The organism is Niastella caeni, assembly GCF_004834005.1.
GTDB classification, from domain to species: Bacteria; Bacteroidota; Bacteroidia; order Chitinophagales; family Chitinophagaceae; genus Niastella; species Niastella caeni.
In genome coordinates, this window is the sequence record NZ_STFF01000001.1 from 1744173 (window position 1) to 1766041 (window position 21869).

General features: G+C 41.9%; 16 protein-coding genes and 1 tRNA gene. 9 read left to right on the plus strand and 8 right to left on the minus strand.

Annotated features, from left to right (window positions below):
* Positions 1 to 52: 52 nt before the first annotated feature.
* Positions 53 to 1597, minus strand: a complete 1545-nt coding sequence (gene asnS, locus FAM09_RS07010) for an asparagine--tRNA ligase (protein ID WP_449406770.1) — start codon at positions 1595 to 1597, stop codon at positions 53 to 55.
* Here asnS and FAM09_RS07015 point away from each other — a divergent pair.
* The 3 genes from FAM09_RS07015 (at position 1596) to feoB (ending at position 6989) form a co-directional block, all read left to right on the plus strand.
* Positions 1596 to 2579 (plus strand): 2-hydroxyacid dehydrogenase, encoded by a 984-nt coding sequence (locus FAM09_RS07015; protein ID WP_136576332.1) that lies wholly within the window; start codon positions 1596 to 1598, stop codon positions 2577 to 2579. The two genes, asnS and FAM09_RS07015, sit on opposite strands and share 2 nt — an antisense overlap.
* A gap of 182 nt (positions 2580 to 2761) precedes the next feature.
* The gene (locus tag FAM09_RS07020) at positions 2762 to 4699 is read left to right on the plus strand and encodes a glycoside hydrolase family 97 protein (RefSeq protein ID WP_136576333.1); all 1938 of its coding nucleotides are present in this window, start codon (positions 2762 to 2764) and stop codon (positions 4697 to 4699) included.
* A gap of 166 nt (positions 4700 to 4865) precedes the next feature.
* Positions 4866 to 6989, plus strand: coding sequence for a ferrous iron transport protein B (gene feoB / locus FAM09_RS07025; protein ID WP_136576334.1), 2124 nt, complete (start codon positions 4866 to 4868; stop codon positions 6987 to 6989).
* A gap of 428 nt (positions 6990 to 7417) precedes the next feature.
* Here the strand turns inward: feoB and FAM09_RS07030 are convergent, their stop codons facing one another.
* From FAM09_RS07030 to FAM09_RS07055, 6 genes are all read right to left on the minus strand, one after another.
* Positions 7418 to 7909, minus strand: coding sequence for a GNAT family N-acetyltransferase (locus tag FAM09_RS07030; protein WP_136576335.1), 492 nt, complete (start codon positions 7907 to 7909; stop codon positions 7418 to 7420).
* Between the two features lie 104 nt (positions 7910 to 8013).
* Positions 8014 to 9165, minus strand: coding sequence for a methionine aminotransferase (locus tag FAM09_RS07035; RefSeq protein WP_136576336.1), 1152 nt, complete (start codon positions 9163 to 9165; stop codon positions 8014 to 8016).
* Between the two features lie 147 nt (positions 9166 to 9312).
* Entirely contained in the window at positions 9313 to 9672 is a 360-nt protein-coding gene (locus tag FAM09_RS07040) for an MmcQ/YjbR family DNA-binding protein (protein WP_136576337.1), read from the minus strand.
* Between the two features lie 19 nt (positions 9673 to 9691).
* Positions 9692 to 10408, minus strand: a complete 717-nt coding sequence (locus FAM09_RS07045; RefSeq protein WP_136576338.1) for a 3'-5' exonuclease — start codon at positions 10406 to 10408, stop codon at positions 9692 to 9694.
* A 101-nt stretch (positions 10409 to 10509) separates the two neighbouring features.
* A complete protein-coding gene (locus FAM09_RS07050) occupies positions 10510 to 11592 on the minus strand; it encodes a mannose-1-phosphate guanylyltransferase (RefSeq protein ID WP_136576339.1) in 1083 nt (360 codons plus the stop codon).
* Positions 11593 to 11729: 137 nt separating this feature from the next.
* The gene (locus FAM09_RS07055; RefSeq protein WP_136576340.1) at positions 11730 to 12707 is read right to left on the minus strand and encodes a KpsF/GutQ family sugar-phosphate isomerase; all 978 of its coding nucleotides are present in this window, start codon (positions 12705 to 12707) and stop codon (positions 11730 to 11732) included.
* A gap of 520 nt (positions 12708 to 13227) precedes the next feature.
* Between FAM09_RS07055 and recQ the strand changes: the two genes are divergently transcribed.
* From recQ to FAM09_RS07085, 6 genes are all read left to right on the plus strand, one after another.
* A complete protein-coding gene (gene recQ, locus FAM09_RS07060) occupies positions 13228 to 15519 on the plus strand; it encodes a DNA helicase RecQ (RefSeq protein WP_208025489.1) in 2292 nt (763 codons plus the stop codon).
* Between the two features lie 216 nt (positions 15520 to 15735).
* Positions 15736 to 16182, plus strand: a complete 447-nt coding sequence (locus tag FAM09_RS07065; RefSeq protein ID WP_136576341.1) for a hypothetical protein — start codon at positions 15736 to 15738, stop codon at positions 16180 to 16182.
* Positions 16183 to 16392: 210 nt separating this feature from the next.
* Positions 16393 to 16465, plus strand: a tRNA-Phe gene (locus FAM09_RS07070).
* Between the two features lie 343 nt (positions 16466 to 16808).
* Entirely contained in the window at positions 16809 to 18047 is a 1239-nt protein-coding gene (locus tag FAM09_RS07075) for a hypothetical protein (protein ID WP_136576342.1), read from the plus strand.
* 152 nt (positions 18048 to 18199) lie between these two features.
* Positions 18200 to 18586 (plus strand): hypothetical protein, encoded by a 387-nt coding sequence (locus FAM09_RS07080; protein WP_136576343.1) that lies wholly within the window; start codon positions 18200 to 18202, stop codon positions 18584 to 18586.
* Positions 18568 to 20475, plus strand: a complete 1908-nt coding sequence (locus FAM09_RS07085) for an ATP-binding protein (RefSeq protein WP_136576344.1) — start codon at positions 18568 to 18570, stop codon at positions 20473 to 20475. The genes FAM09_RS07080 and FAM09_RS07085 overlap by 19 nt, the downstream gene beginning before the upstream one ends.
* Before the next feature lie 22 nt (positions 20476 to 20497).
* Here the strand turns inward: FAM09_RS07085 and FAM09_RS07090 are convergent, their stop codons facing one another.
* The gene (locus FAM09_RS07090) at positions 20498 to 21784 is read right to left on the minus strand and encodes a DUF6538 domain-containing protein (protein ID WP_136576345.1); all 1287 of its coding nucleotides are present in this window, start codon (positions 21782 to 21784) and stop codon (positions 20498 to 20500) included.
* Positions 21785 to 21869: the final 85 nt, after the last annotated feature.

The window sequence follows — 21869 nt, forward strand, 5'->3', positions numbered from 1 at the left end:
GGCGAGGCACGGTTTCGAACCGTGCCTCGCCTTTATAAATATTGCAGTTATATTAGAATTCCGCGTTCTTCGGCGTTCTTGGGAACGCAATCACATCGCGAATATTGGTCATACCGGTAACGAACAATACCATCCGTTCAAAGCCAAGGCCAAAGCCGGCGTGCGGTACAGAACCAAAACGGCGGGTATCGAGGTACCACCACATTTCTTCAACAGGAATATGCATTTCTTTCATACGCTCGGTGAGTTTTTCCAGGCGTTCTTCCCTTTGCGAACCACCTACTATTTCACCAATGCCGGGCGCCAGAATATCCATAGCAGCTACGGTTTTACCATCGTCGTTCTGCCGCATATAAAACGCTTTGATCTCTTTGGGATAACCGGTAACGATCACCGGTTTTTTGAAATGTTTTTCAACCAGGTACCGCTCATGCTCACTCTGCATATCGATGCCCCATTTCACTTCGTACTGGAATTTCTTTTTCTTATACGCCGGTGAATTGAGCAAAATATCGATGGCTTCGGTATAAGTGATGCGCTCGAAATTATTGTTTATTACAAATTCCAGCTTTTCTATCAGGCCCATTTCACTGCGTTTATCCTGTGGCAGTTGTTTTTCTTCTTCTGCCAGGCGTTGCGCCAGAAACTCCAGGTCTTCGCGATTATGCTCCATGGCATAGCGAATGATATATTTAATGAACTCTTCGGCGAGGTTCATATTATCTTCCAGGTCGTAAAACGCCATTTCAGGTTCTATCATCCAGAACTCAGCCAGGTGGCGGGCGGTGTTTGAATTTTCAGCGCGGAAGGTGGGGCCAAACGTATACACTTCACTAAAGGCCATTGCTGCCAGTTCGCCTTCCAACTGTCCGCTCACCGTTAAATTGGTGCTGCGGCCAAAGAAGTCTTCTTTAAAGTTTATAGAACCGTCTTCGTTGCGCGGCGGATTATCGAACGGCAATGTAGTTACGCGAAACATTTCACCAGCGCCTTCTGCATCGCTGGCAGTAACAATGGGCGTGTGCATATATACAAAGCCCTTTTCATTATAAAACTTGTGAATGGCGAATGCCAGTGCATGGCGCACGCGGAATACCGCACCAAAGGTGTTGGTACGAAAACGGAGGTGGGCTATTTCGCGTAAAAACTCCAGGCTATGCTTTTTGGGTTGCAAAGGGTATTTCTCCGCGTCACTATCGCCCAATATTTCCAGTGACTTTGCTTTTATTTCTACTTTTTGACCCTTACCCAAAGAAGGCACTGCTTCGCCGGTTACTTTCAGGGAAGCGCCGGTAGTGATGCGTTTGAGGGTATTTTCATCGAGCATACCCAGTTCAACTACTATCTGCAGATTATTATTGGTACTTCCGTCGTTCAGCGCTATAAACTGGTTGTTACGAAAAGTACGCACCCAACCCATAACAATAACTTCCTGACCGGTAGCCTCACTGGCCAGCAGATCTTTAACTTTTACCCGTTTGTTGAACATATCCTGTAAATTTTTAAACCTTTCGCCGCCTTTTGGCGGGTGAAAAGGAGGGCAAAGATAAGTATTGCATTGTGGTGTGGGCGGGTATTTAGCTACTTTTGTTACCATGAAAATCGCCTTTTTCTCCACCCAGCTATATGATAAGGAATATTTCAGCCGCTATAATACCAGCCACGAACTGGTATTCTTTGAAGCCCAGCTGAACGAACAAACAGTTACCCTGGCAGATAGCTGTACTGCTGTTTGTGCCTTTGTAAATGATGTATTGAATGCAGCAGTGATCAAGCTGCTGGCGGGCCTGGGTGTAAAAATAGTTGCCATGCGTTGTGCGGGTTACAACAATGTTGACCTTCCGGCTGCACAATTTCATAATATAAAAGTGGTTCGGGTGCCGGCTTATTCGCCCTATGCGGTTGCAGAGCATGCAGTCGCTTTAATATTGACCCTCAACCGCAAAACGCATAAAGCGTATAACCGGGTGCGGGAAGGCAATTTTTCGCTGGAGAAATTGACCGGTTTTGATTTGAATGGAAAAACAGTGGGCGTAATCGGTACCGGAAAAATTGGTCAGGTTTTTTGCCATATCATGCAAGGGTTCGGGTGCCGTGTGTTGGCATTTGACCTTATTGCCAATAAAGAACTGGAGGCAAGGGGTATAGAATTTCTGCCATTGACCCGTTTATTGCCACAATGCGATATTATTTCTCTTCACTGCCCGCTCACTGACCAAACCAGGCACATTATAAATTCAGATACATTCGGTTTAATGAAACCGGGTCTTATGTTAATTAATACCAGCCGCGGGGGATTGATAGATACCCGCGCAGCTATTCATGCTTTAAAAACCGGTCATTTGCGATATCTTGGAATTGATGTATATGAACAGGAAGAAAAATTGTTTTTTCATAATTTATCAGAAGAGATCATTGAAGATGACGACATTATGCGGTTGATGAGCTTTCCGAATGTATTGATCACCAGTCACCAGGGCTTTTTTACTGATGAAGCGCTTACCCAAATTGCCCAAATCACCCTGCAAAATATAAATGACTTTGAAGCAGGCATGCCTTTAGTAAATAAAATTGTATAATAACAGCCGCATTTAAGGTGTGCCAGTTATATTGAAAAAAATCGTTGAGCAAGTCTGTTGCGGAAAATTTAAAAATAGTATAAAACCAAATAAAATCCCTACCAGCCTATATAACGTCATCAGTACATTTATTACCTTCATGCCCCGGTTACCCAATTATTTTATCTAACGAAACGCCATCTATGAATAAATTGGTCGCTTTATGCCTGGCCGCTCTTATTGTTTGTAATATCTCTTTCGCCCAATCACCCGCGGTTACTATTTCCAGTCCTAATAAATTAATTCAGGTTACCAGCCGCCTTGATGCGTTGGGACAACCGTCATATTCGGTTCAATATAAAGGCAGCGTAGTGCTGGAGCCTTCGCAACTGGGCCTTGTTCGCGCCGATGCCGATTTCTCCAAAACACTTACACAAACCGGGTTGTCTCCAGTTTCAGTGGTTAAAGACAATTATCGCCTGGTTACCGGCAAGCGCCAGAACAATACATATACAGCCAACCGCCGGGTGGTTCATTATAAAAATGCAGCCGGTGCATTGATAGATATCATCTGGCAGGTTTCCAACGACGGCGTAGCTTTTCGCTATTATTTCCCCGGCGCCGCTACCGAACCTAAAAAGGTAGATACCGAGTTTACTTCTTTCCACTTGCCCGCAACCGCCAAAGGCTGGCTGCAGCCCATGAGCGTAGCCAAAACCGGTTGGCAACAGGTTAATCCCTGCTATGAAGAGTTTTATGAGAAAGGAATAGCGGCAGGAACGCCTTCGCCGTTGAAAGCGGGCTGGGTATACCCTGCATTGTTTCAATCGGCTGGCCATTGGCTGCTGATCACAGAAGCTGATATGGATGGCAGCTATTGCGCCACGAAGCTGAACAACGATCCGGCCAACACCAATTATCATATTGCCTTCCCCGATGCACGGGAAGTGATCCCCGGCGGTGGTTTAAAACCTCAATCTACCCTGCCCTGGTACTCACCCTGGCGCATTGTTACCATTGGCAGCCTGGCCACTATTATAGAATCTACGCTGGGTACCGACCTCGCCAGGCCTGCATCCACACAAAACTTTTCATTTGCCAAAGCAGGTAAATCGTCCTGGAGCTGGGCGTTGTTGAAAGATGACTCTACCATTTATTCCGTACAGAAACGCTTTATAGACTATGCGGCCGATATGAACTGGCAGTATTGCCTGATTGATGCCGATTGGGATACCAAGATCGGTTATGACAGCATGCAGTTACTGATCAATTATGCCAAACAAAAAAAGGTAGGCATTTGGCTGTGGTATAATTCGGCCGGAAGCTGGAATAACACGCCTTACCATCCGCGCGACAAATTGCTTACGCACGAAGCCCGGGAAAAAGAATTCAGTCGCCTTGAAAAAATGGGGGTAGCCGGCACCAAGATCGATTTCTTTGGCGGCGACGGACAATCGTTTATCCGGTATTATCTCGACATTTTAAAAGATGCCTCCGCTCACAGATTGATGGTGAATTTTCATGGCGCTACCCTGCCTCGTGGCTGGCAGCGTACCTGGCCTAATTTAATGAGCGCAGAGGCCATTAAGGGTTTCGAATATATCACCTTTGATCAGAAAGATGCCAATCAGGAACCTACGCATGCCGCCATGCTGCCGTTTACCCGCAATGCCTTCGACCCCATGGATTTCACGCCCATGTGTCTTTATAAGATCCCGAGAATAGAACGGCAAACTACCCCATCGTTTGAGCTGGCCTTATCGGTATTGTTCTTATCCGGTTCGCAGCATTTTGTAGAAATTCCTGAAGGCATGGCCCATATGCCGGGATTTGTAAAAGATTTCCTGCGCAAGTTGCCCACTGGTTGGGATGATGTAAAATTCATCGATGGCTTCCCTGGTCAATATGTGGTGCTCGCCCGTAAATCGGGTAACAAATGGTATATCGCCGGCATAAACGGAACCAAGGAAGAAAAGTCATTAGCGCTCAACCTTTCCGCTTTCAAAGGGAAAAAAGCCACTTACCTTTTGAACAGCAAAGGCGACACGTTTATTGATCAAAAGATTATTGTTGTAAAGCCCGGTAAGCAGGAAACTGTTACTATCGGCGCTCATGACGGGTTTGTGATGGTAGTGGAATAATACAAATCACAGTAAATCAAATATGAAGGTGAGCCCTCCTGTAGCGGGGGGCTCACCTTTTTGCTTCAATAATTTACTTATATCGTAAATAGCGGCCCGGTTTAAATCGATACTTTTGCACTCTTTTTCAAACCCTTTTTACTTATCGTAAAAGGGTATTTTAGTAATGGCGAAGACGATACATATTGCATTAGTAGGAAATCCAAACAGCGGCAAAAGCTCCCTGTTCAATGTTTTAACCGGCCTGAACCAGAAAGTAGGCAACTTTCCGGGTGTAACGGTTGACAAAAAAGTAGGCTCCTGCCAACTGGCAGATGGGCTTAATGCTACTATTATCGACCTGCCTGGTACGTACAGTTTATATCCCCGGCGCGAAGATGAGTGGGTGGCCTACCGGGTATTGATGCAGCAGGATAAAGAGGTGGTGGAACCGGAAATGGTAGTGCTGATCGCCGATGCCAGCAACCTGAAACGCAACCTGCTATTTGCTTCACAAATAATCGACCTCAAAATACCCGTGGTGGTGGGTTTAACCATGATGGATATCGCCCGCCATAAGGGCATCCAGATTGACGTGGCAGAACTGGAAAGAGAACTGGGCGTGCCGGTAATTCCCATCAATCCCCGCAAAAACAAGGGCATTCAACCTTTAAAAAAGGCCATTGAACAAACTGCGCTGGAGCTATACAAAGCACCCGTACGCGATTTTATCAATAACGAAGCGCTTGCTCCTGCCGCTATTGGCAGTGTAAAGGAGTTGTTTCCCGAGCTAAGCGATTACAAAGCCATTCACTACCTCATCAACCACGAATCATTTGCCCTGCATGGGCATTTGCAGGAAAAGATAGAATCGATTGAACAGGTTAATAATTTCAACCATACAAAGACGCAGGCCGAAGAAATTCTGCAGCGATATCAACGCATAGGTTCCATTCTTAAACAATCGGTATCGGAGCCATCGCCGCTGAAAAAAACCCTGTTTACCGAAAAGCTCGATAACATCTTTCTGCACCGGCGCTGGGGTTATATTATTCTGCTGGCGGTATTGTTCCTGTTATTTCAAAGTGTGTTCTGGCTGGCAGAGTACCCAATGAATATAATCGATTGGGGGTTTGGTGAAATAAGCAGTTGGTTAGGGAATGTATTGCCATCAGGCTGGTTTGCCGATCTGCTCATCAACGGTATTTGGGCCGGGTTAGGCGGTATTCTTGTGTTTATACCACAGATCATGATCCTGTTTGGGCTGGTGACCATTTTGGAAGACACCGGTTATATGGCGCGCATTAGTTTTTTAACAGATAAGCTGATGCGTAAAGTAGGGTTAAACGGAAAGAGCGTAATGCCTATGATCAGCGGGTTTGCCTGTGCCGTACCGGCCATTATGAGCGCCCGCAATATTGAAAACAAAAAAGAAAGATTACTAACTATACTGGTTACCCCTTTAATGAGTTGCAGCGCCCGACTGCCGGTGTACACGATCCTGATCGGGCTGGTTATTCCAAAAACAATGTTTGCGGGCTTTTTGGGATTGCAGGGTCTGGTGATGATGGGTTTATATTTACTGGGGCCCATCATGTCGATGTTTGTGTCTTACATTGCCCGTTTCTTTATTAATATAAAAGAGAAAAGTTTTTTCATATTGGAGCTTCCGGTATACCGGGCGCCGCGCTGGAAGAATGTGTTGATCACCATGGTCAACAAGGCAAAGATCTTTGTATTTGACGCCGGTAAGGTGATCATGGTCATTAGTTTGATCTTATGGGCCTTGAGCACTTATGGTCCTAAAGAGAAAATGAGAAGTGTAGCCGCGCGTTATGAGCAGCAAATAAAACAACACCCCGAACAGGAAGCCGAGTTGAACCGTTTAAAAAATACCGAGCTTTTACAAAACTCCTACGCCGGTTTATTGGGCCGTAGTATTGAACCGGTGATACAACCTTTGGGTTACGACTGGAAAATAGGCATCGCCCTCATTACCTCTTTTGCTGCCCGCGAAGTATTTGTGGGAACCATGGCCACCCTGTATAGTGTTGAAGGCGGTGATGATGCCGATGAAAATACGTTGATGGAAAAAATGAATGCCGCCGTTCGACCAGATGGAACGAAAGTATACAGCCTGGCCACAGGAATTTCTTTAATGATCTTCTATGCCTTTGCCATGCAATGTATGAGCACGTTGGCTATTGTAAAACGTGAAACGCGTACCTGGAAGTGGGCGCTAATACAACTGGTATATATGACCGGGTTGGCATACATCATGAGTTTAATTGCTTACCAGTTGTTGAAATAGCTTATAAAGATTTTGAGATTTGAATTGCAAAAATCGGGATTTGCGGAGTGCTCGACTATAAGAAATCACAAAATCACTAAATCTCAAAATCAGCAATAAAAAAGGGCTCGCGAAAGAGCCCCTTCTATTTTGTCCAATCCATGAAAAATAAACCGTCCTAATAATTCCTTGATGCTTTATTATAATTGCATTTTTCAGTTGTATAGTAAATATAATGTGTATTGCCTTGCTTTGCCTTCACCAACGACTCCCTTAACGAGCCACTAACAAACCGGGTAATTCATCTGCAACATGCATGTATATATGACGCCAAATGGCCTAAAAGGTTTGTTATAGAAATCTTAAATAGTTGCATTAACAACCTTCAATAGAAAGCGAAGATTAAACGCAGATATAATGAGGTATGAATTTTAATCGGGAGAATATTCCTATTGGCCTACAGTTTTGCTTCGCTTTTCCAACATGACAGTTGTTCGCCAGATGCCATCCAGTTGCGCGATGCGTTCGCGATAACCAATATAGCGGAAACCACATTGTTCATGCAGGTGAATACTGGCCCTGTTCTCTTCATGGATCACGCTTAACAACGACCAAATGCCGTTCTGTTCACTGACCCGGATCAATTCTTCCAACAACAATCGTCCAATGCCTTTTCGCTGGTGTTGTTGATGAACATAAACACTCACTTCCGCCACGCCGTTATAGCATTCCCTTGCTGATACGGGCGTTAAGGCCGCCCAGCCTACAGGTTCAATATTATCAATTGCAATGATCCTTGAATGCGGGAGGTATTTGTTGTTAAACCCAATCCAATCGGGCGCCTTTGTTTCGAAAGTGGCCATTCCAGAGGCAATTCCATGGCCATAAATCTCCAGTACCGGGTTGGCATGTTCGGGAAGCATGGGTATCAGCGTGATCATATAGCTAAATTAAGCAACAGAAAGAAACTTCATAAGGTGGGTCTTCCACCAGTTGGCAAACGGCTCACAAAAGGAGGTTCATCGATGAACCACCCGCAATTATTTTAAATGCGTGATAACCGTTCAGCCGCCAACGCCAGGGTTTCCTCTTTCTTGCCAAAACAAAAACGAACCACCTTGTTATCGGTGCCATTCAGGTAGAAGGCCGAAACAGGAATAACGGCCACCCCAAACTCCCTGGTGATGCGAATGGCAAAATCCTTATCACTTTCATCGCTGATGCGATCATATTGGGCGCAAATGAAATAACTACCCTTACTATCCAGCATGGTAAACCGGGTATTTTTCATCAGTTGTAAAAAGTAGTCGCGCTTTTTTTGAAGAAAGGGGGCAAGCGTTAAATATGAATCTTTGTTTCGCAGGAAAGTAGCGATGGCTACCTGCGAAGGGGTATGACAGCTAAAGCAATTGAACTGGTGCACTTTTCGAAACTCCCGGGTAAAGGCATCGGGCGCCACGCAGTAACCCAACTTCCAACCAGTGCAATGGTATACTTTTCCGAATGAAAAACATACAAAACTTCGTTGCGCCAGATCGGGGTACCTTAAAATGGACTGGTGTTTTATATTATCAAAAATAATATGCTCATATACTTCATCAGATACGATGATAATATTTGTTTGCTGCACCAGGTTGCGCAATTGTTGAATATCTTCTTCACCCAAAACAGCACCGGTAGGGTTATGTGGCGAGTTAAGCAGGAGAACCCTTGTTTTGGGCGTGATCTTCTGACGTACTTCTTCCCAATTGATCTTATATTCAGGAAACTGCAAATTGATGCGCACCGGCACAGCACCATTCACAATTATATTGGGAATGTAGCTATCGTACCCCGGTTCAAAAACAATCACTTCATCGCCCGGTTGTAATACCGCCGTCAGGGCGGTGTAAATGGCATACGTACCGCCAGGGGTAATGGTTATTTCCGTATAGGGATTAACCCTTGTGTTGTATAAAAATTCAATTTTTTCTGCAATGGCTTCCCGCAACGGCATCCAGCCCGGCATGGGTGAATATTGGTTGAACCCGTTGCGCATGGCTTCATTCACCAGTTCGGTGAGTTCTGCGCTCATGGGAAAATCAGGGAATCCCTGGCCCAGATTTACCGCCTTGTGTTCGGTAGCGAGGGCGCTCATCACCGTAAAAATAGTAGTGCCTACGTCGGGTAATTTGGATTTAATTTGAAGATTACTCAATTTGAAAATTTGAAAATGATGAAGACAAAAAATTAAAACTTTTCGGCTTCGCGTAAGATTAAGCTGAACCCAGATAATATTCTTAATTGAAATCCTGCATCATATTTCTGAATTCTTAAATCCGACCACCGGGCCACCTCTTACTTCCTATTTTTTCCCTTTGATCTTTTCCCGCGTTTTTGCCGGCAGGCTTTCCACGATCAAATCATAAGAATCGTTTATCCATTCTTTTAGCATGGAGTTGGAAACCGTTCCGTCAACCACAATGGTATTCCAATGTTTTTTATTCATGTGATAACCGGGTTGAACGCAGTCGTACCGTTCCCGCAATTCGATGGCTTTTTCGGGATCGCATTTTACGTTAAACCGGAATTCTTCAGAATCCAAAGAACAAATTAGAAATATCTTCCCGCCCACTTTGTATACCAGGGTTTCTGGTCCAAAAGGAAAGGTTTCTTCTACCGCCGGTTTCGATAAGCAATAGTTGCGAAGTGATTCAATATCCATATATTACCAGGTTCTTTCTTTATGGTTTGATCTCAATATTATCCGCAGCAATCAATTCTTCACCCGTCATTCGCAAATATACCTGGGCTACAGTAATTACATCTTTCTGGCAATAACAAACAATACGTTCTAAATTCTTTTCTTTCCAATATACTTCCCATACCATGCTGCCGTCAATGTCATCTTTTGGGGTGGGAATGCCCAGGGTACAGGCCAGCAGGTTCAGTGAGGTATACGTTTTGTAATCACCAAAGCGCCAAAGGTCCATTGTATCGAGGTGATTTATTTCCCAGGGCTTTTTACCACGGGTATTCAGAATGGTGGGTAGCGGAATATTATGTATGACCATTCGCCTGCACAGGAAAGGAAAATCAAATTCTTTTCCATTATGTGCACATAAGCATTTATTGGCATCTGTTGCCCAGCGTTTCAGCATTTCTGCAAACTGCAGCAACACCTCTTTTTCATCGTCGCCGCAAAAAGACTTTAATATGAGTTTTTTGGTTGGATTGTACCCTTGAATAATACCACAGGTAATGCATACAATTTTACCAAACTCGGAATATATGCCGGCGCGGTTATAAATGGTTTCTACCGTTTCTTCTTCTTTGTTCCGGATTAAATAAGCGGCTTTCAAATCCCACAGGGCTTTCCACTCGGGCGGCATTTTGTCGTAGCAATCGTATTGCGGCACCGTTTCAATATCAAGAAAAAGAATGTTATTGAGTGTAACCATAGTAATTTGAAAATTTGAAAATCCCAACAATGCCGGGACAAGTTGTGCAAATTTGAAAATGCAACCCAACATTTTCAAATTCTCAAATTAACACTTTATTTTTAAAGGAATTTATCTCCCTTGTTCCTTTTCACTTCAGCTACATATTCCTTAATATCCTGTTCTTTTTCTCTTTTGCAGATCAGCAGTACATCGTTGGTATCAACTACAATAAAGTCTTCCATTCCCTGCAACACCACGAGCTTGTTTTCGGGTGTTTGGATCATACAATGGTGTGTGTCGAATACAATAACATTGCCGCCACCGGAGGCATTATGCATGTAATCTTTTTCGAGGTTTTCCCAGGCGCTGTTCCAGCTACCCAGGTCGCTCCAGCCAAATGAAGATGGGATGACGTATACGTTATCGGCCTTTTCCATTATGCCGAAATCGATAGAAATATTCGTGCAAAGGGGATAGATGCGTTGTAAAGCCGGGCCTTCCTGTACGGTATTGAAGTGTGCTTTTTCCGCTTCAAACACATCGTACATTTCGGGCAGGTATTTTTCGAATGCGTAGATAATATTTTTAACCTGCCATACAAATATGCCGGCATTCCATAAAAATTCGCCGCTGGCTATAAAGGTCTTGGCCAATTCAAGATTTGGCTTTTCGGTGAAGGTCTTTACCTTAAATACATTGTCGCTCACCGCCTGTTGTTCATATTGTATATAACCATAACCGGTATTAGGGTAGGTAGGTTTTATTCCAAGCGTTATAAGCGCATTGTGCTTGCCAACAAAACTCAGCGCTTCAAAGCAAACTTTATTGAAGGCAACCGGGTCAAGGATCAGGTGATCAGATGGTGCAATAATCAACGAAGCCTGCGGGTCGAGCTGGTTCAGTTTATATGAAATATAGGCAATGCAGGGCGCGGTATTTTTGCGGGAAGGTTCGCCCAGAATATTTTGCAAAGGCAATTGGGGCAACTGCTTCTTAACAATATTTATATACTCGTTGGAGGTAACAACATAAATATTTTCGGCCGGGATAAAAGCAGCAAATCGATCATACGTAGCCTGTATGAGTGTTTTACCGGTATTCAATATATCCAGAAACTGCTTTGGGTAATTGGTACGGCTCATAGGCCAGAAACGACTGCCTATTCCACCCGCCATTATTGCTACGTAATTATGTTTGTTCATTTTTTGTAAAGTTGTCCTTCGGCTAAGCCTAAAATGTTGATAGGTTTACTGGTTAATGATGCAATTTCCGTGAAAACGAAAAAATGGCAACATTATTAGTTGATAAAGTTACAATCTTGTTGATTTTATTAAAACAACTAAATGAGCCCTTCCCTGATAAGGTCGTGCAAATGAATGAAACCAACATATACCGAATCATTTGTCACAACAACCAATTGATTGATGTCAAACTTTCGCAAACGATCAAGTGCTTCTACAGCCAGCGCATCGGCTGTAATGGTTTTCGGATTAGCCGTCATGATTTCTTTGGCGGTAACACTGTCTAAAGGAATGTTCTTTTCAAGCATTCGCCGCAAATCACCATCGGTAATAATTCCCAGCAGCCGGTTGTTTTCATCTGTAACGGCTGTTGTTCCCATCCGTTTTTTAGATATTTCAACAATTACTTCTTTTAATGAAGCCGATGGGGAAACCTGGGGCTTTTCGTTATTTACATACAGGTCGGATACACGCAGGTATAATTTCTTTCCAAGGGTACCACCAGGGTGGAACCGGGCAAAGTCTTCAGAGGTAAAACCTCTTAGCTCCATCAGGCTTACCGCAATGGCATCGCCCATTACCAACTGGGCTGTTGTACTGGAGGTAGGCGCCAGGTTATTGGGGCAGGCTTCCTGCGACACCGTGGTGTTTAAAACAATATTCGACTGGCGGGCCAGGAACGAACCCATATTACCAACCATGCCGATCAAAGTATTTCCGAAATTTCTAACCAGCGGCACCAATACTTTTATTTCGGGACTTTCGCCGCTTTTGCTAATGATCATCACCACATCGTTCTGTTGAACCATACCCAGATCGCCATGAATAGCATCAGCCGCATGTAAAAAGATAGCTGGTGTGCCGGTAGAATTTAAAGTAGCAACCAGTTTCTGGGCGATCAACGCGCTTTTACCGATGCCACTAATAACCACCCGACCCTTTGTATCATAAATTGCTTTAACAGCCTTCTCAAAATCATCGTTCACCATGGTTTGTAACGATGCAATAGCCTCCGCTTCCAACCCTATGGTTCGAAGCGCAACAGACTTAATATCAATGGCAGACACAGTTGACATATTAAGGCGCAAACCTACTTGAAAATGTTAATTGCACAAAGCATTATGCATTTTGCAACAGTAAACATCCGGTTTTAAAACAACAAAGGAAGGCATCCTTCGTAATTTTTCGTATCCATAGGATCACTGCTTCGCGATGCATTAGCTATCAGATGCTTATACAAACAACAATGATTCGCTTTTGTTAAGTTACACTGTTTATAAGTAAATCAGGTGTAGTATCTTATTAATAAGGCATCAAAAATACAGGTTGAACATCACTTAAGTACGTTTTTAAATATGAGGATTTGACAATTAAAAGGTTGGCATAACAACAAAAATGAATTAAATTCGCATCCCTTTACGTAATGCCAGTTACATTCTTATCCTAACGGCCTGATTTAAACCCATTCAAACTGATCTAACGATTCGCTAAAGGGCATCTAAATACCATTAAATTATTGTCGTGATATGCGGCAATAGTCAGGCTGAGCAATAAATATTTTCTGAAACAATCTGTGCGAAGGAAACACTTTGAGCAATGTCAACCACATCAAAAAAAACACCGTCAAAAACGGCAAAACTTCAGAAAGACACTACAGTAGCAAAGAAAAAAAGTACTGAATCTTCTTCTACTATTTCCAGTACTTCTTTACATCAATCTCTCCAGGAAGAATTTGGATTCGACTCTTTTAAAGGCAACCAGGAAGCCATCATCAAAAGTTTATTAGCAGGTAAAGACACGTTTGTAATTAAACCTACAGGCGGTGGAAAAAGTTTGTGCTATCAACTGCCGGCAATCATCAGCGATGGCGTGGCTATTATTATTAGTCCGCTTATTGCGCTTATGAAAAACCAGGTTGACCTGGTACGCAGTTACAGCAGCAAAGATGATGTAGCGCACTTTCTTAACTCTACTTTAACAAAAAAGGAAATTCGCGAAGTGCACGATGACCTTCTCAGCGGACGCACCAAGATGTTGTATGTGGCTCCTGAAACGTTGACCAAACAGGAGAACCTGGAGTTCTTCTCAGATCTGAAGCTTTCTTTTTTTGCAGTTGACGAAGCGCATTGTATTTCAGAATGGGGACATGATTTCCGCCCTGAATACAGAAGATTGCGTGAGATGATGACGCAAATCAATCCAGACATTCCGGTGATTGCGTTAACGGCTACCGCTACACCAAAAGTGCAAAGTGATATTATCAAGAACCTGGGATTAAAAGAACCAGAGATCTTCATATCTTCTTTCAACCGTCCTAACCTGTATTACGAAATACAGCCCAAGATCAAGAAAGATCAAACGATCAAAAACATCGTGCGTTTCATTGTTCAAATGAAAGGCAAGAGCGGCATCATTTATACATTAAATCGTAAGACCACTGAAGAGCTGGCCGACATGCTGATGGCCAATGGCATTAAAGCGGTTGCTTATCATGCCGGTCTCGACAGCAAGCTGCGCGCAGAAAGACAGGATCTGTTCCTGAATGAAGACGTACAGGTTATTGTTGCAACCATAGCTTTTGGAATGGGTATCGACAAACCGGATATCCGGTTCGTAATTCACTTTAACATTCCTAAAAGCATTGAAAATTATTACCAGGAAACAGGCCGTGCCGGCCGTGATGGACTGGAAGGAAAATGTGTTTTATACTATTCACATAAAGATGTATCGAAGCTTGAGCATTTGATGCGGGATAAGCCGCTCAGCGAACGCGAAGTAGGCGCCCAACTCATTAGTGAAACAGTAGCTTACGCCGAAAGCGGGGTGTGCCGTCGCAAGATCCTGATGAGTTATTTCGGTGAAGAGTATACTGAAAAGAATTGCGGAGAATGCGATAATTGCTTACATCCTAAAGAGCAGGTAGAAGCGAAGGATAACGTGGTGAAGGCATTAAAGGTGATAAAAGCACTCGACGAACGTTTTGCATCTGATTATGTGGTTAATATTATAATTGGTCGTTTAACGCCCAATATTGCCATGTACCGTCATGAAGGCATTGCGGAATTCGGTATAGGAAAGGATCAGCCAGACCATTACTGGAATTCATTGATCAGGCAAATGTTGCTGGAAGGCCTGTTGAGCAAGGATATTGAAGATTATGGCGTATTAAAGCTCACCAAGGCTGGTGATGCATTCAGCAAAAAGCCCAAATCGTTCAAGATCGTCTTGAACAATTTGTATGAAGAGGCCAATGCAGATGATGATGAAGGATCAGAAGCAGCTACTGGCGCCGCAGCCGATGAAAAGCTGTTTGAAATGCTGAAGGAACTGCGCCAGAAAGAAGCCAAGAAAAAATCACTGCCGCCATTTGTGATCTTCCTGGAAACATCCCTGCAGGATATGGCCACTTTGTATCCTACTACGCTGGAAGAATTGGAGAAATGCCAGGGTGTAAGCAAAGGGAAAGCCATTCGTTATGGCAAACCTTTTATTGAACTGGTAAAACGTTACGTTGAGGAAAACAATATTGTTCGCCCCGATGATTTCGTGATGAAAAGCGTGGTGAACAAGAGCGGCAATAAAGTGTACATTATTCAGCAGACAGATAAAAAAATACCACTTGAAGTTATAGCCAAAAACAAAGGTTGGCGGATGGATGAAATGCTGGAAGAAATGGAAACCATTGCAGCCAGCGGCACCAAGCTCAACCTTGATTATGCCATTGCAGAAATGCTTGACGAAAATGAGCAGGAAGAAATTATAGAATATTTTAAAGGATGTGAAACTTCGTCGCTGCAGGTGGCGTTGGAAGAATTGTCTGAGCATAATTTCACCTGGGAGCAGGTAAAGATCATGCGAATCAAGTTCCTGGCCCAGTACGGCATGTAATTGCAGCTTAAAAATCATATTGGAATGTATGCCCGTTTAAAAGCGAGCATACATTTTTTTATAGCCAAACCGATTATAGCAAACATTCATCGAACAATAAAGACATTTAATCGAAATAACAGGTGCATTTAGTTACTTGTTAATACTTTACACTACAGATTTACGTTTAAATGTCAGAGATTTTATTTAACCCCCTAAACGCTAAATTTAATCCTAATGAAAACCATTGTACTCATGGGCATGTCGTGCCTGGTGCTGGCGGGAGTGTATGGCGTAATGATCAAAAAGAGTGAGGTTAGCAAATTATTATCCTTTACCCAGGCGAACAATACGGCTTCACCATTGGGTTCAGAAAATGTAGAAAAAACCACTTCGCGGTCAATTGCCGACAGCAATTCCACTTCAAATACATTAGATGACAGTCATTGGATCGAAGATCCTCTTTTTGAAAAAGCGGCAGCATCAGATCTATTAACTGAAAACGAGCCTGCTGAGACGACTGTTCCCCAACAAGAAATTGCTCCTGAAACGATTAAACAAAACGCACCCGGGAAAGGCGTGGAAGAGCCTGTTACGGTACCAATACCTGAAATTAAACAGTTAATTCTGGAATTGAACCCCGATACCACCGTTAAGAGAAAGGTTCCGGTGGATGTGGTATAAGAGCTATTATTAGAAAGAATTGATATAAAGAGACTGCAATAAGGGCATGAATAATGAATAAGCCGATAGCATCCGCCAGGTGGTGGATGCTTTTTTTGTAAAATAATTTGGGGGAAAACGGGAATTCTTTTACAACTTTTTTCAGTTTTTAATGGAATATCCCCTATTTTTGCAGCCCGATTTCGCCACCTGGGTGGAAAATTTGAAAAAGGTGCGGTAGCTCAGTCGGTAGAGCAAAGGACTGAAAATCCTTGTGTCGGCGGTTCGATCCCGCCCCACACCACAAGACAACCAAGCAGTTATGAAGTAATTCATAGCTGCTTTTTTATTTGGGTCTAACATAGGTCTAACAAACTAATGTAAGGATCACGAGCTTTTATTATATTCGATAATAATGCAGGTTATTTGCCTGGAATGAGTCAGGCTACATTAAATTATTGGGCACCACCAAACAGAAATTCCGGGACAAAGGCCGCTTTCAAGCAGATCGAAAATCATCGAGTCAATTAATAATATTTAAGACAAGGCGAGAGATGAAGTGTGATAAAATGCTTTAAATAAGGCTATTTAATTTAATTATTATATGGTATTTTGATGTTAACCCCCCATCTTACCCTAATATAGAAATGATAATTGAAGAAACGATCAATAGAGAAGCAGGAGATAAGGCCAAAGGGCCTAGGCTTCAACGGCTCAGATGTGTTTCTCTAGTTCTTGATGCGATCAAAAATGCAGAAAACCCGCATATTTATGCGGCCGTCGAACATAAAGATGATGTCTTCATAAAGGACGCATCGAAAAGTTCTGACTATTTAGAGCAAAACAAAAATTTTGACGAGGCCACGACCTTTACCTTTAATAGCGCACCGGTTCTAAATACTATGGTGGGCTTTTGCGATCTTTGGGTGGAATATATTGTAAAGAGCAAAGAAGTTTTCCTCGGCTTTTATACCACTCGCAAAGTAGGAAAGGAATATAAAACTACCGAAATTAAATCGCTCGGCATCGAACTGCCGGATAAATCAATTCTTGAATTGCTGAAGAATTACGAACTTGATCATCCAAATCTTTTACCCTGCGTAAAGGCTTTAATATTATCCGAATATAAAAAACAAAACTCTGGTAAAAAAGGTCAAGGGAATATTAAAAATTTAGAAGCATTTACCGACGAAGACTGGAAGACGTTTCTAAAATCAATTGATTGGAAATTCGAAGAGATCGACGAGGAGGAACTCCAAAAACAAGTGATTCAGAAAATCAAGGATTGTAAATACTATAGTGTTACTGCTTTATCTGGTACCGAAGAAACGATATTAAGAAATTTGCTTGATCTGTTGGATGAAAGACAGTGTATTCCCGATCTTTTGGGAAGGTTTGTGAACACCTCAGATATAAAATTGATTTTTTATCAAGTTGGCGGAGGACAAATCCAGACCAAAAAAGATGATCCAGTTTATGAATTATGGTCAAAATTACCATCTCCAACCGATAAAAGGAACTTGCCTGATAAAATTCAGGCTGTTTGTGCGTCATTTGATACAGCCAGAAAAAAACAGCTAGTTAGGCGCACCGCAATGAGCAGAGTTTTGCAGGACGCTAATACAGCAGATAAAAGCTTTCTTTCATTACGCTATAGAATATTTGATAAATGCGAAGAAGCTTTACTTGAATATCTAAAAAACATCAAAGTTGAAAACTTAAACAGTTCCGATGAAGTGATGAAGGTATTTAATTTATTGTTTGACGTAGCAAGGAAACACATTCAAACAGTATCATTGGACTTCAAATATTCCTTCAGTAGTGACACTGTAATAGAGGGTATTGTCCTAGAATTATTTGACAGTTGCTTTCTAGCTTTGGACTAATAATGAACAATGATCTTACCATAAAAAAGAAAATCATGTTCTCCAAGGGAGATGATTTTTATTTTCTGTCGTATAATATTTTAGTTATTTTATATGGGCTAGATTGTGTATGCGGAAAGAAGGTGTTCAAGGACTATAGAAAGCTTGCATTCATGATTGATGTAATTGCATCTCGCAATCTTGTTCAAACGATTTGCAAAAAAGAAATCATTATTAACTCAATAGACCGCGAACAGCTAACGAGAGCTTATGCGGATGGATTGCTGCGTTTAAACCAAATCATAAGGCTATTGTTTACGTTAGAGAAAAAGGGATTAATTTTGTTACAACGAGAGCAAGGAAAAGATACAGTTAACGTTTGTCTAAATGAAGCTCTTTTGAAGAATCAGTTTTTTAATAAAGAGCTTTTCAAACTTGAGTTGGCCAACCTGAAAGTATTTAATTCATCGATCCAGAGAATAACGCAACTAACCCTTGAAAACTTATTAATACGAATGTTTGACAATCATGGAATTAAAAGATGGGCAAGCTCTTTATAAAAAAGGTAAAATATACCGGCGAGAAATTTAACTTTGAATCTCCTGAATTTACGGGAGGATTGAACATTATTGAAGGTAAAAATGGCAATGGTAAATCTACCTTCATGAATCTTATTTACTTTGGTTTGAGTGGAAAAGTTGAAGAATTTTCGTCAAGCAATCGAGAGACCCACAGAGAAATCACACAGGATAAAAATAATTTTGTCGCGCTAGATGTATTGTTGAATGATACTCCTTACACTTTTACAAGATATATCAATAGCAACGATATAACCGTTTTTTCAAGCGACGGCCCAGGAAAGGTATTTCCGATCCATCGTTCCAAAAATGAAAAGGAAATTTTCTCAGATTGGATTCTAGCTTCACTGGGCATTGAGCCAATTGAAGTGTTTCAAGGCACACATAACTCAATAATCAATTTCAAGGATTTATTGCGCCTAATTTATTACAACCAAGAACTTAATCCGAAGAAAATTTATAAACCAGCGGATTCAGAAAATTTTATCTCCGACTCTGAGCAAATTCGAAAAATAATTTTTGAACTCCTAGTTGGCAAAACGTACTCAAAGTACTATTCCACTCTTGCTAAGTTTAAAGAAAAAGAGAAGGAGAAAAATATTGCGAAAGGTATTCTTGAAGAATATATCGCATCGACCAAATGGACAACAAAAGAAGAAGATTTAAACTTAGTGTTTTTAAATAAGGCAAAGCAAGAAAAATTGGACCAACTGGAAAAATTAATGATATACCGCGATGGCCTTAGGGAACAACAGCAGCCAAAGGGGCAATTCTATGGTCAGATAAATGAACTTAAGTCTCAGATCGTTTTGGATGAGTTAAAGATTGTTGAAAAAAACAGAGGCTATAATGAAATTGTGGAAGAGCTAACCAAACTAAGAAGATTAAGGGAAAGTGTGATCTTAGAAACCACTCAAATTAGTAAGATTATACACTCCCATGAGAAACTAAGCCTATTTTCCGCTGACACCTGTCCATATTGTCTTCGTGAAGTTGATAGAAAAGAGGGACACTGTGTTTGTGGTCAAGATATAAATGAGGAAGAATATGAACGTTTTTTCTATAGCAGCGATGAATATACAGATATCTTAAAGTCAAAGCAGAAATCCGTTGAAACAATCGACCTAGCAATCGCCGCTTGCCAAGAGCAAGCGGGAGTGTTAGGTAAAGAAATTGAGGACTTAAATTCAAACATTGAAGAATATCAAAATCAGCTTTCTAATTGGATAAAGGATTATCAATTCAGCAGTACTAATCAGGAATTAAAAGAAGCAGATGATCTTATTCTTTCATTGAGGAGTGAAGTAAACACACTAAACGGCCAAATTGATGTTGAACAAAAGAGAGAACTCCTTCAAACCCGCTTTAATACTGTAAATTCTCAGTTCGAAAGCCTACGTGATTCAGTTAGAATACTAGAGGGTCAGGCGAGTGCTGATATTAAAACAAAGGTTGACCTATTTAATACCACTTATAACGATTTAATGGTTAATACACTTGCGAATTGTCGTAGTGCTAAAATCGCATATGATGATTATATGCCAGTAATCGATGAGGGTGTTTACAAAGAGGCTAGTTCGTCTGTTGCCATTAGGATGATGTACTTCTTTACTTTACTTAAGCTTTCACTTGATGAAAGCGAAGTAAAATATCCAAAGCTCTTATTAATAGATACACCTGAAACGGCAGGAGTAGACAGCGAAAACCTATTGAATGCCTTATCAAAAATTAGTGATATAACAAAAAATCATGTAGATTCTGAGTTTCAAATAATTTTGACAACTGGAGTCAATAAATATCCAGAGGCCTTTTCCAAATATTCAAGGATTAAGCTCACTGACGAGAATAAGCTTCTGACACCTTCTCCATAGAAAGTTCAAGGCCCTTGCAAACTTATTCGCTTTTGATTCTAATTTTCTCCAGGCATTCCAGTTTTTGAGCAAGCGTTACCCCTACACCATAATCCGGACGTTCAAACTTGTGACCCATCAAATCAGCCTGTTCGCGATCAAGAGCTTTGGAAGCCAATAGACGATCCTGAAAGCTATGGCGAAGGGAATAAACTGTATGATCTTCGGTTGGGAATAGGTTGTTGCCTCTTAGGTAGCTATTCAGGGTTGCCGAAAGGGTATCAGGTTTGCCCACATAGTCGGTAAACCCATTAGGGCACTCTTTGAACGCATCAAGAGCAAAGCCGACCAGCGGGATTTCCCGGCGGCGATATTTGGTTTTTTGTGAGGTGTATTTGCGTGATACAATAACAATATGTGGGATTTCAGCGTTCAGGCGAATATCTTCAGGCAGTAGTCCAACCAGTTCAGCAATGCAAGCGCCCGTTTCGGAAAACGCATAAAGTGCGTTCCTGGCCTGTACATTCAACCCTTTCAGATTTTCGGGAACTAACAACCTATCAAGAATAAATTGCGTCGAAAAGGGTGGACGTTTTCTTGCATCATCCCTTTTGATCTCCAATTTTTTGAAAATATGTTCAGCATTGATGTCAAGGTTATAATGATCCGCGACAGTGGTAACAATGGTCTTGACATTCACAAGCTGTTTATTGGCGGTATTGGAAACGTAGTTTTCATTATCGATGAGATCAATCCACCAGTTTTTAAATGCTACAATATCGAGACGTGTTAATTCAGTCAGTACTTTGTTGCCAATGCAATTAATAAAATTCTTTAATGCCAATGCTCGCGGATTTTTCCATTTTCTGATCTGATCGGGAGATTTATCAATCAGCTTTTCTTTTGATAGTTCATAAAATTTAGGCAAAATATCTTCAAGCCTGATAAGTGGCTTTTCTTCGCTGCCAAGAACCGCCTCGACGTGTTTTTCATTGAGTTTTTGCTGTTCGAGAAACTGATAACGGGAAACAATTTCTTTCAGCGGTTGCAGGGCCAACAGAGAATTGTGACAATACGTGAAGCCTAATATCTGAGCACGATCAACGAGAGCCTTGTATTTCGATTCGTTATGCTTCTCCCCTGTATGTAGTAATGAAATCCAGTAGGCTTCGAGTTGCGCATTCTTTTCAACTGCCAATTGACGAGCAAGCCTTCTGCTATCCGTGTTGAGGGAAATGCGGACCCTACTGCGTGGATCGTATTTTTTAAAGGTTTTGGGTACTCTGCGATTATAGTAGTAGTTGCCTTTGCGACTTAACAGGTAATCCATGTCCGTGGGTGCCTCTGTGGGTGACAGATTGGGTGACAGATTCGGACAGAACTATAGTTCGCAACCGCAAGCACATGGAAAATTT

What these genes read in the sequence shown, in the direction of transcription:
- FAM09_RS07015 (WP_136576332.1), top strand. Translation starts at nt 1,596, where the DNA reads ATGAAAATCGCCTTTTTCTCCACCCAGCTATATGATAAGGAATATTTC.
- asnS (WP_449406770.1), bottom strand. Translation starts at nt 1,597, where the DNA reads ATGGTAACAAAAGTAGCTAAATACCCGCCCACACCACAATGCAATACT.
- FAM09_RS07020 (WP_136576333.1), top strand. Translation starts at nt 2,762, where the DNA reads ATGAATAAATTGGTCGCTTTATGCCTGGCCGCTCTTATTGTTTGTAAT.
- feoB (WP_136576334.1), top strand. Translation starts at nt 4,866, where the DNA reads ATGGCGAAGACGATACATATTGCATTAGTAGGAAATCCAAACAGCGGC.
- FAM09_RS07030 (WP_136576335.1), bottom strand. Translation starts at nt 7,909, where the DNA reads ATGATCACGCTGATACCCATGCTTCCCGAACATGCCAACCCGGTACTG.
- FAM09_RS07040 (WP_136576337.1), bottom strand. Translation starts at nt 9,672, where the DNA reads ATGGATATTGAATCACTTCGCAACTATTGCTTATCGAAACCGGCGGTA.
- FAM09_RS07045 (WP_136576338.1), bottom strand. Translation starts at nt 10,408, where the DNA reads ATGGTTACACTCAATAACATTCTTTTTCTTGATATTGAAACGGTGCCG.
- FAM09_RS07050 (WP_136576339.1), bottom strand. Translation starts at nt 11,592, where the DNA reads ATGAACAAACATAATTACGTAGCAATAATGGCGGGTGGAATAGGCAGT.
- FAM09_RS07055 (WP_136576340.1), bottom strand. Translation starts at nt 12,707, where the DNA reads ATGTCAACTGTGTCTGCCATTGATATTAAGTCTGTTGCGCTTCGAACC.
- recQ (WP_208025489.1), top strand. Translation starts at nt 13,228, where the DNA reads ATGTCAACCACATCAAAAAAAACACCGTCAAAAACGGCAAAACTTCAG.
- FAM09_RS07065 (WP_136576341.1), top strand. Translation starts at nt 15,736, where the DNA reads ATGAAAACCATTGTACTCATGGGCATGTCGTGCCTGGTGCTGGCGGGA.
- FAM09_RS07075 (WP_136576342.1), top strand. Translation starts at nt 16,809, where the DNA reads ATGATAATTGAAGAAACGATCAATAGAGAAGCAGGAGATAAGGCCAAA.
- FAM09_RS07080 (WP_136576343.1), top strand. Translation starts at nt 18,200, where the DNA reads ATGATTGATGTAATTGCATCTCGCAATCTTGTTCAAACGATTTGCAAA.
- FAM09_RS07085 (WP_136576344.1), top strand. Translation starts at nt 18,568, where the DNA reads ATGGGCAAGCTCTTTATAAAAAAGGTAAAATATACCGGCGAGAAATTT.
- FAM09_RS07090 (WP_136576345.1), bottom strand. Translation starts at nt 21,784, where the DNA reads ATGGATTACCTGTTAAGTCGCAAAGGCAACTACTACTATAATCGCAGA.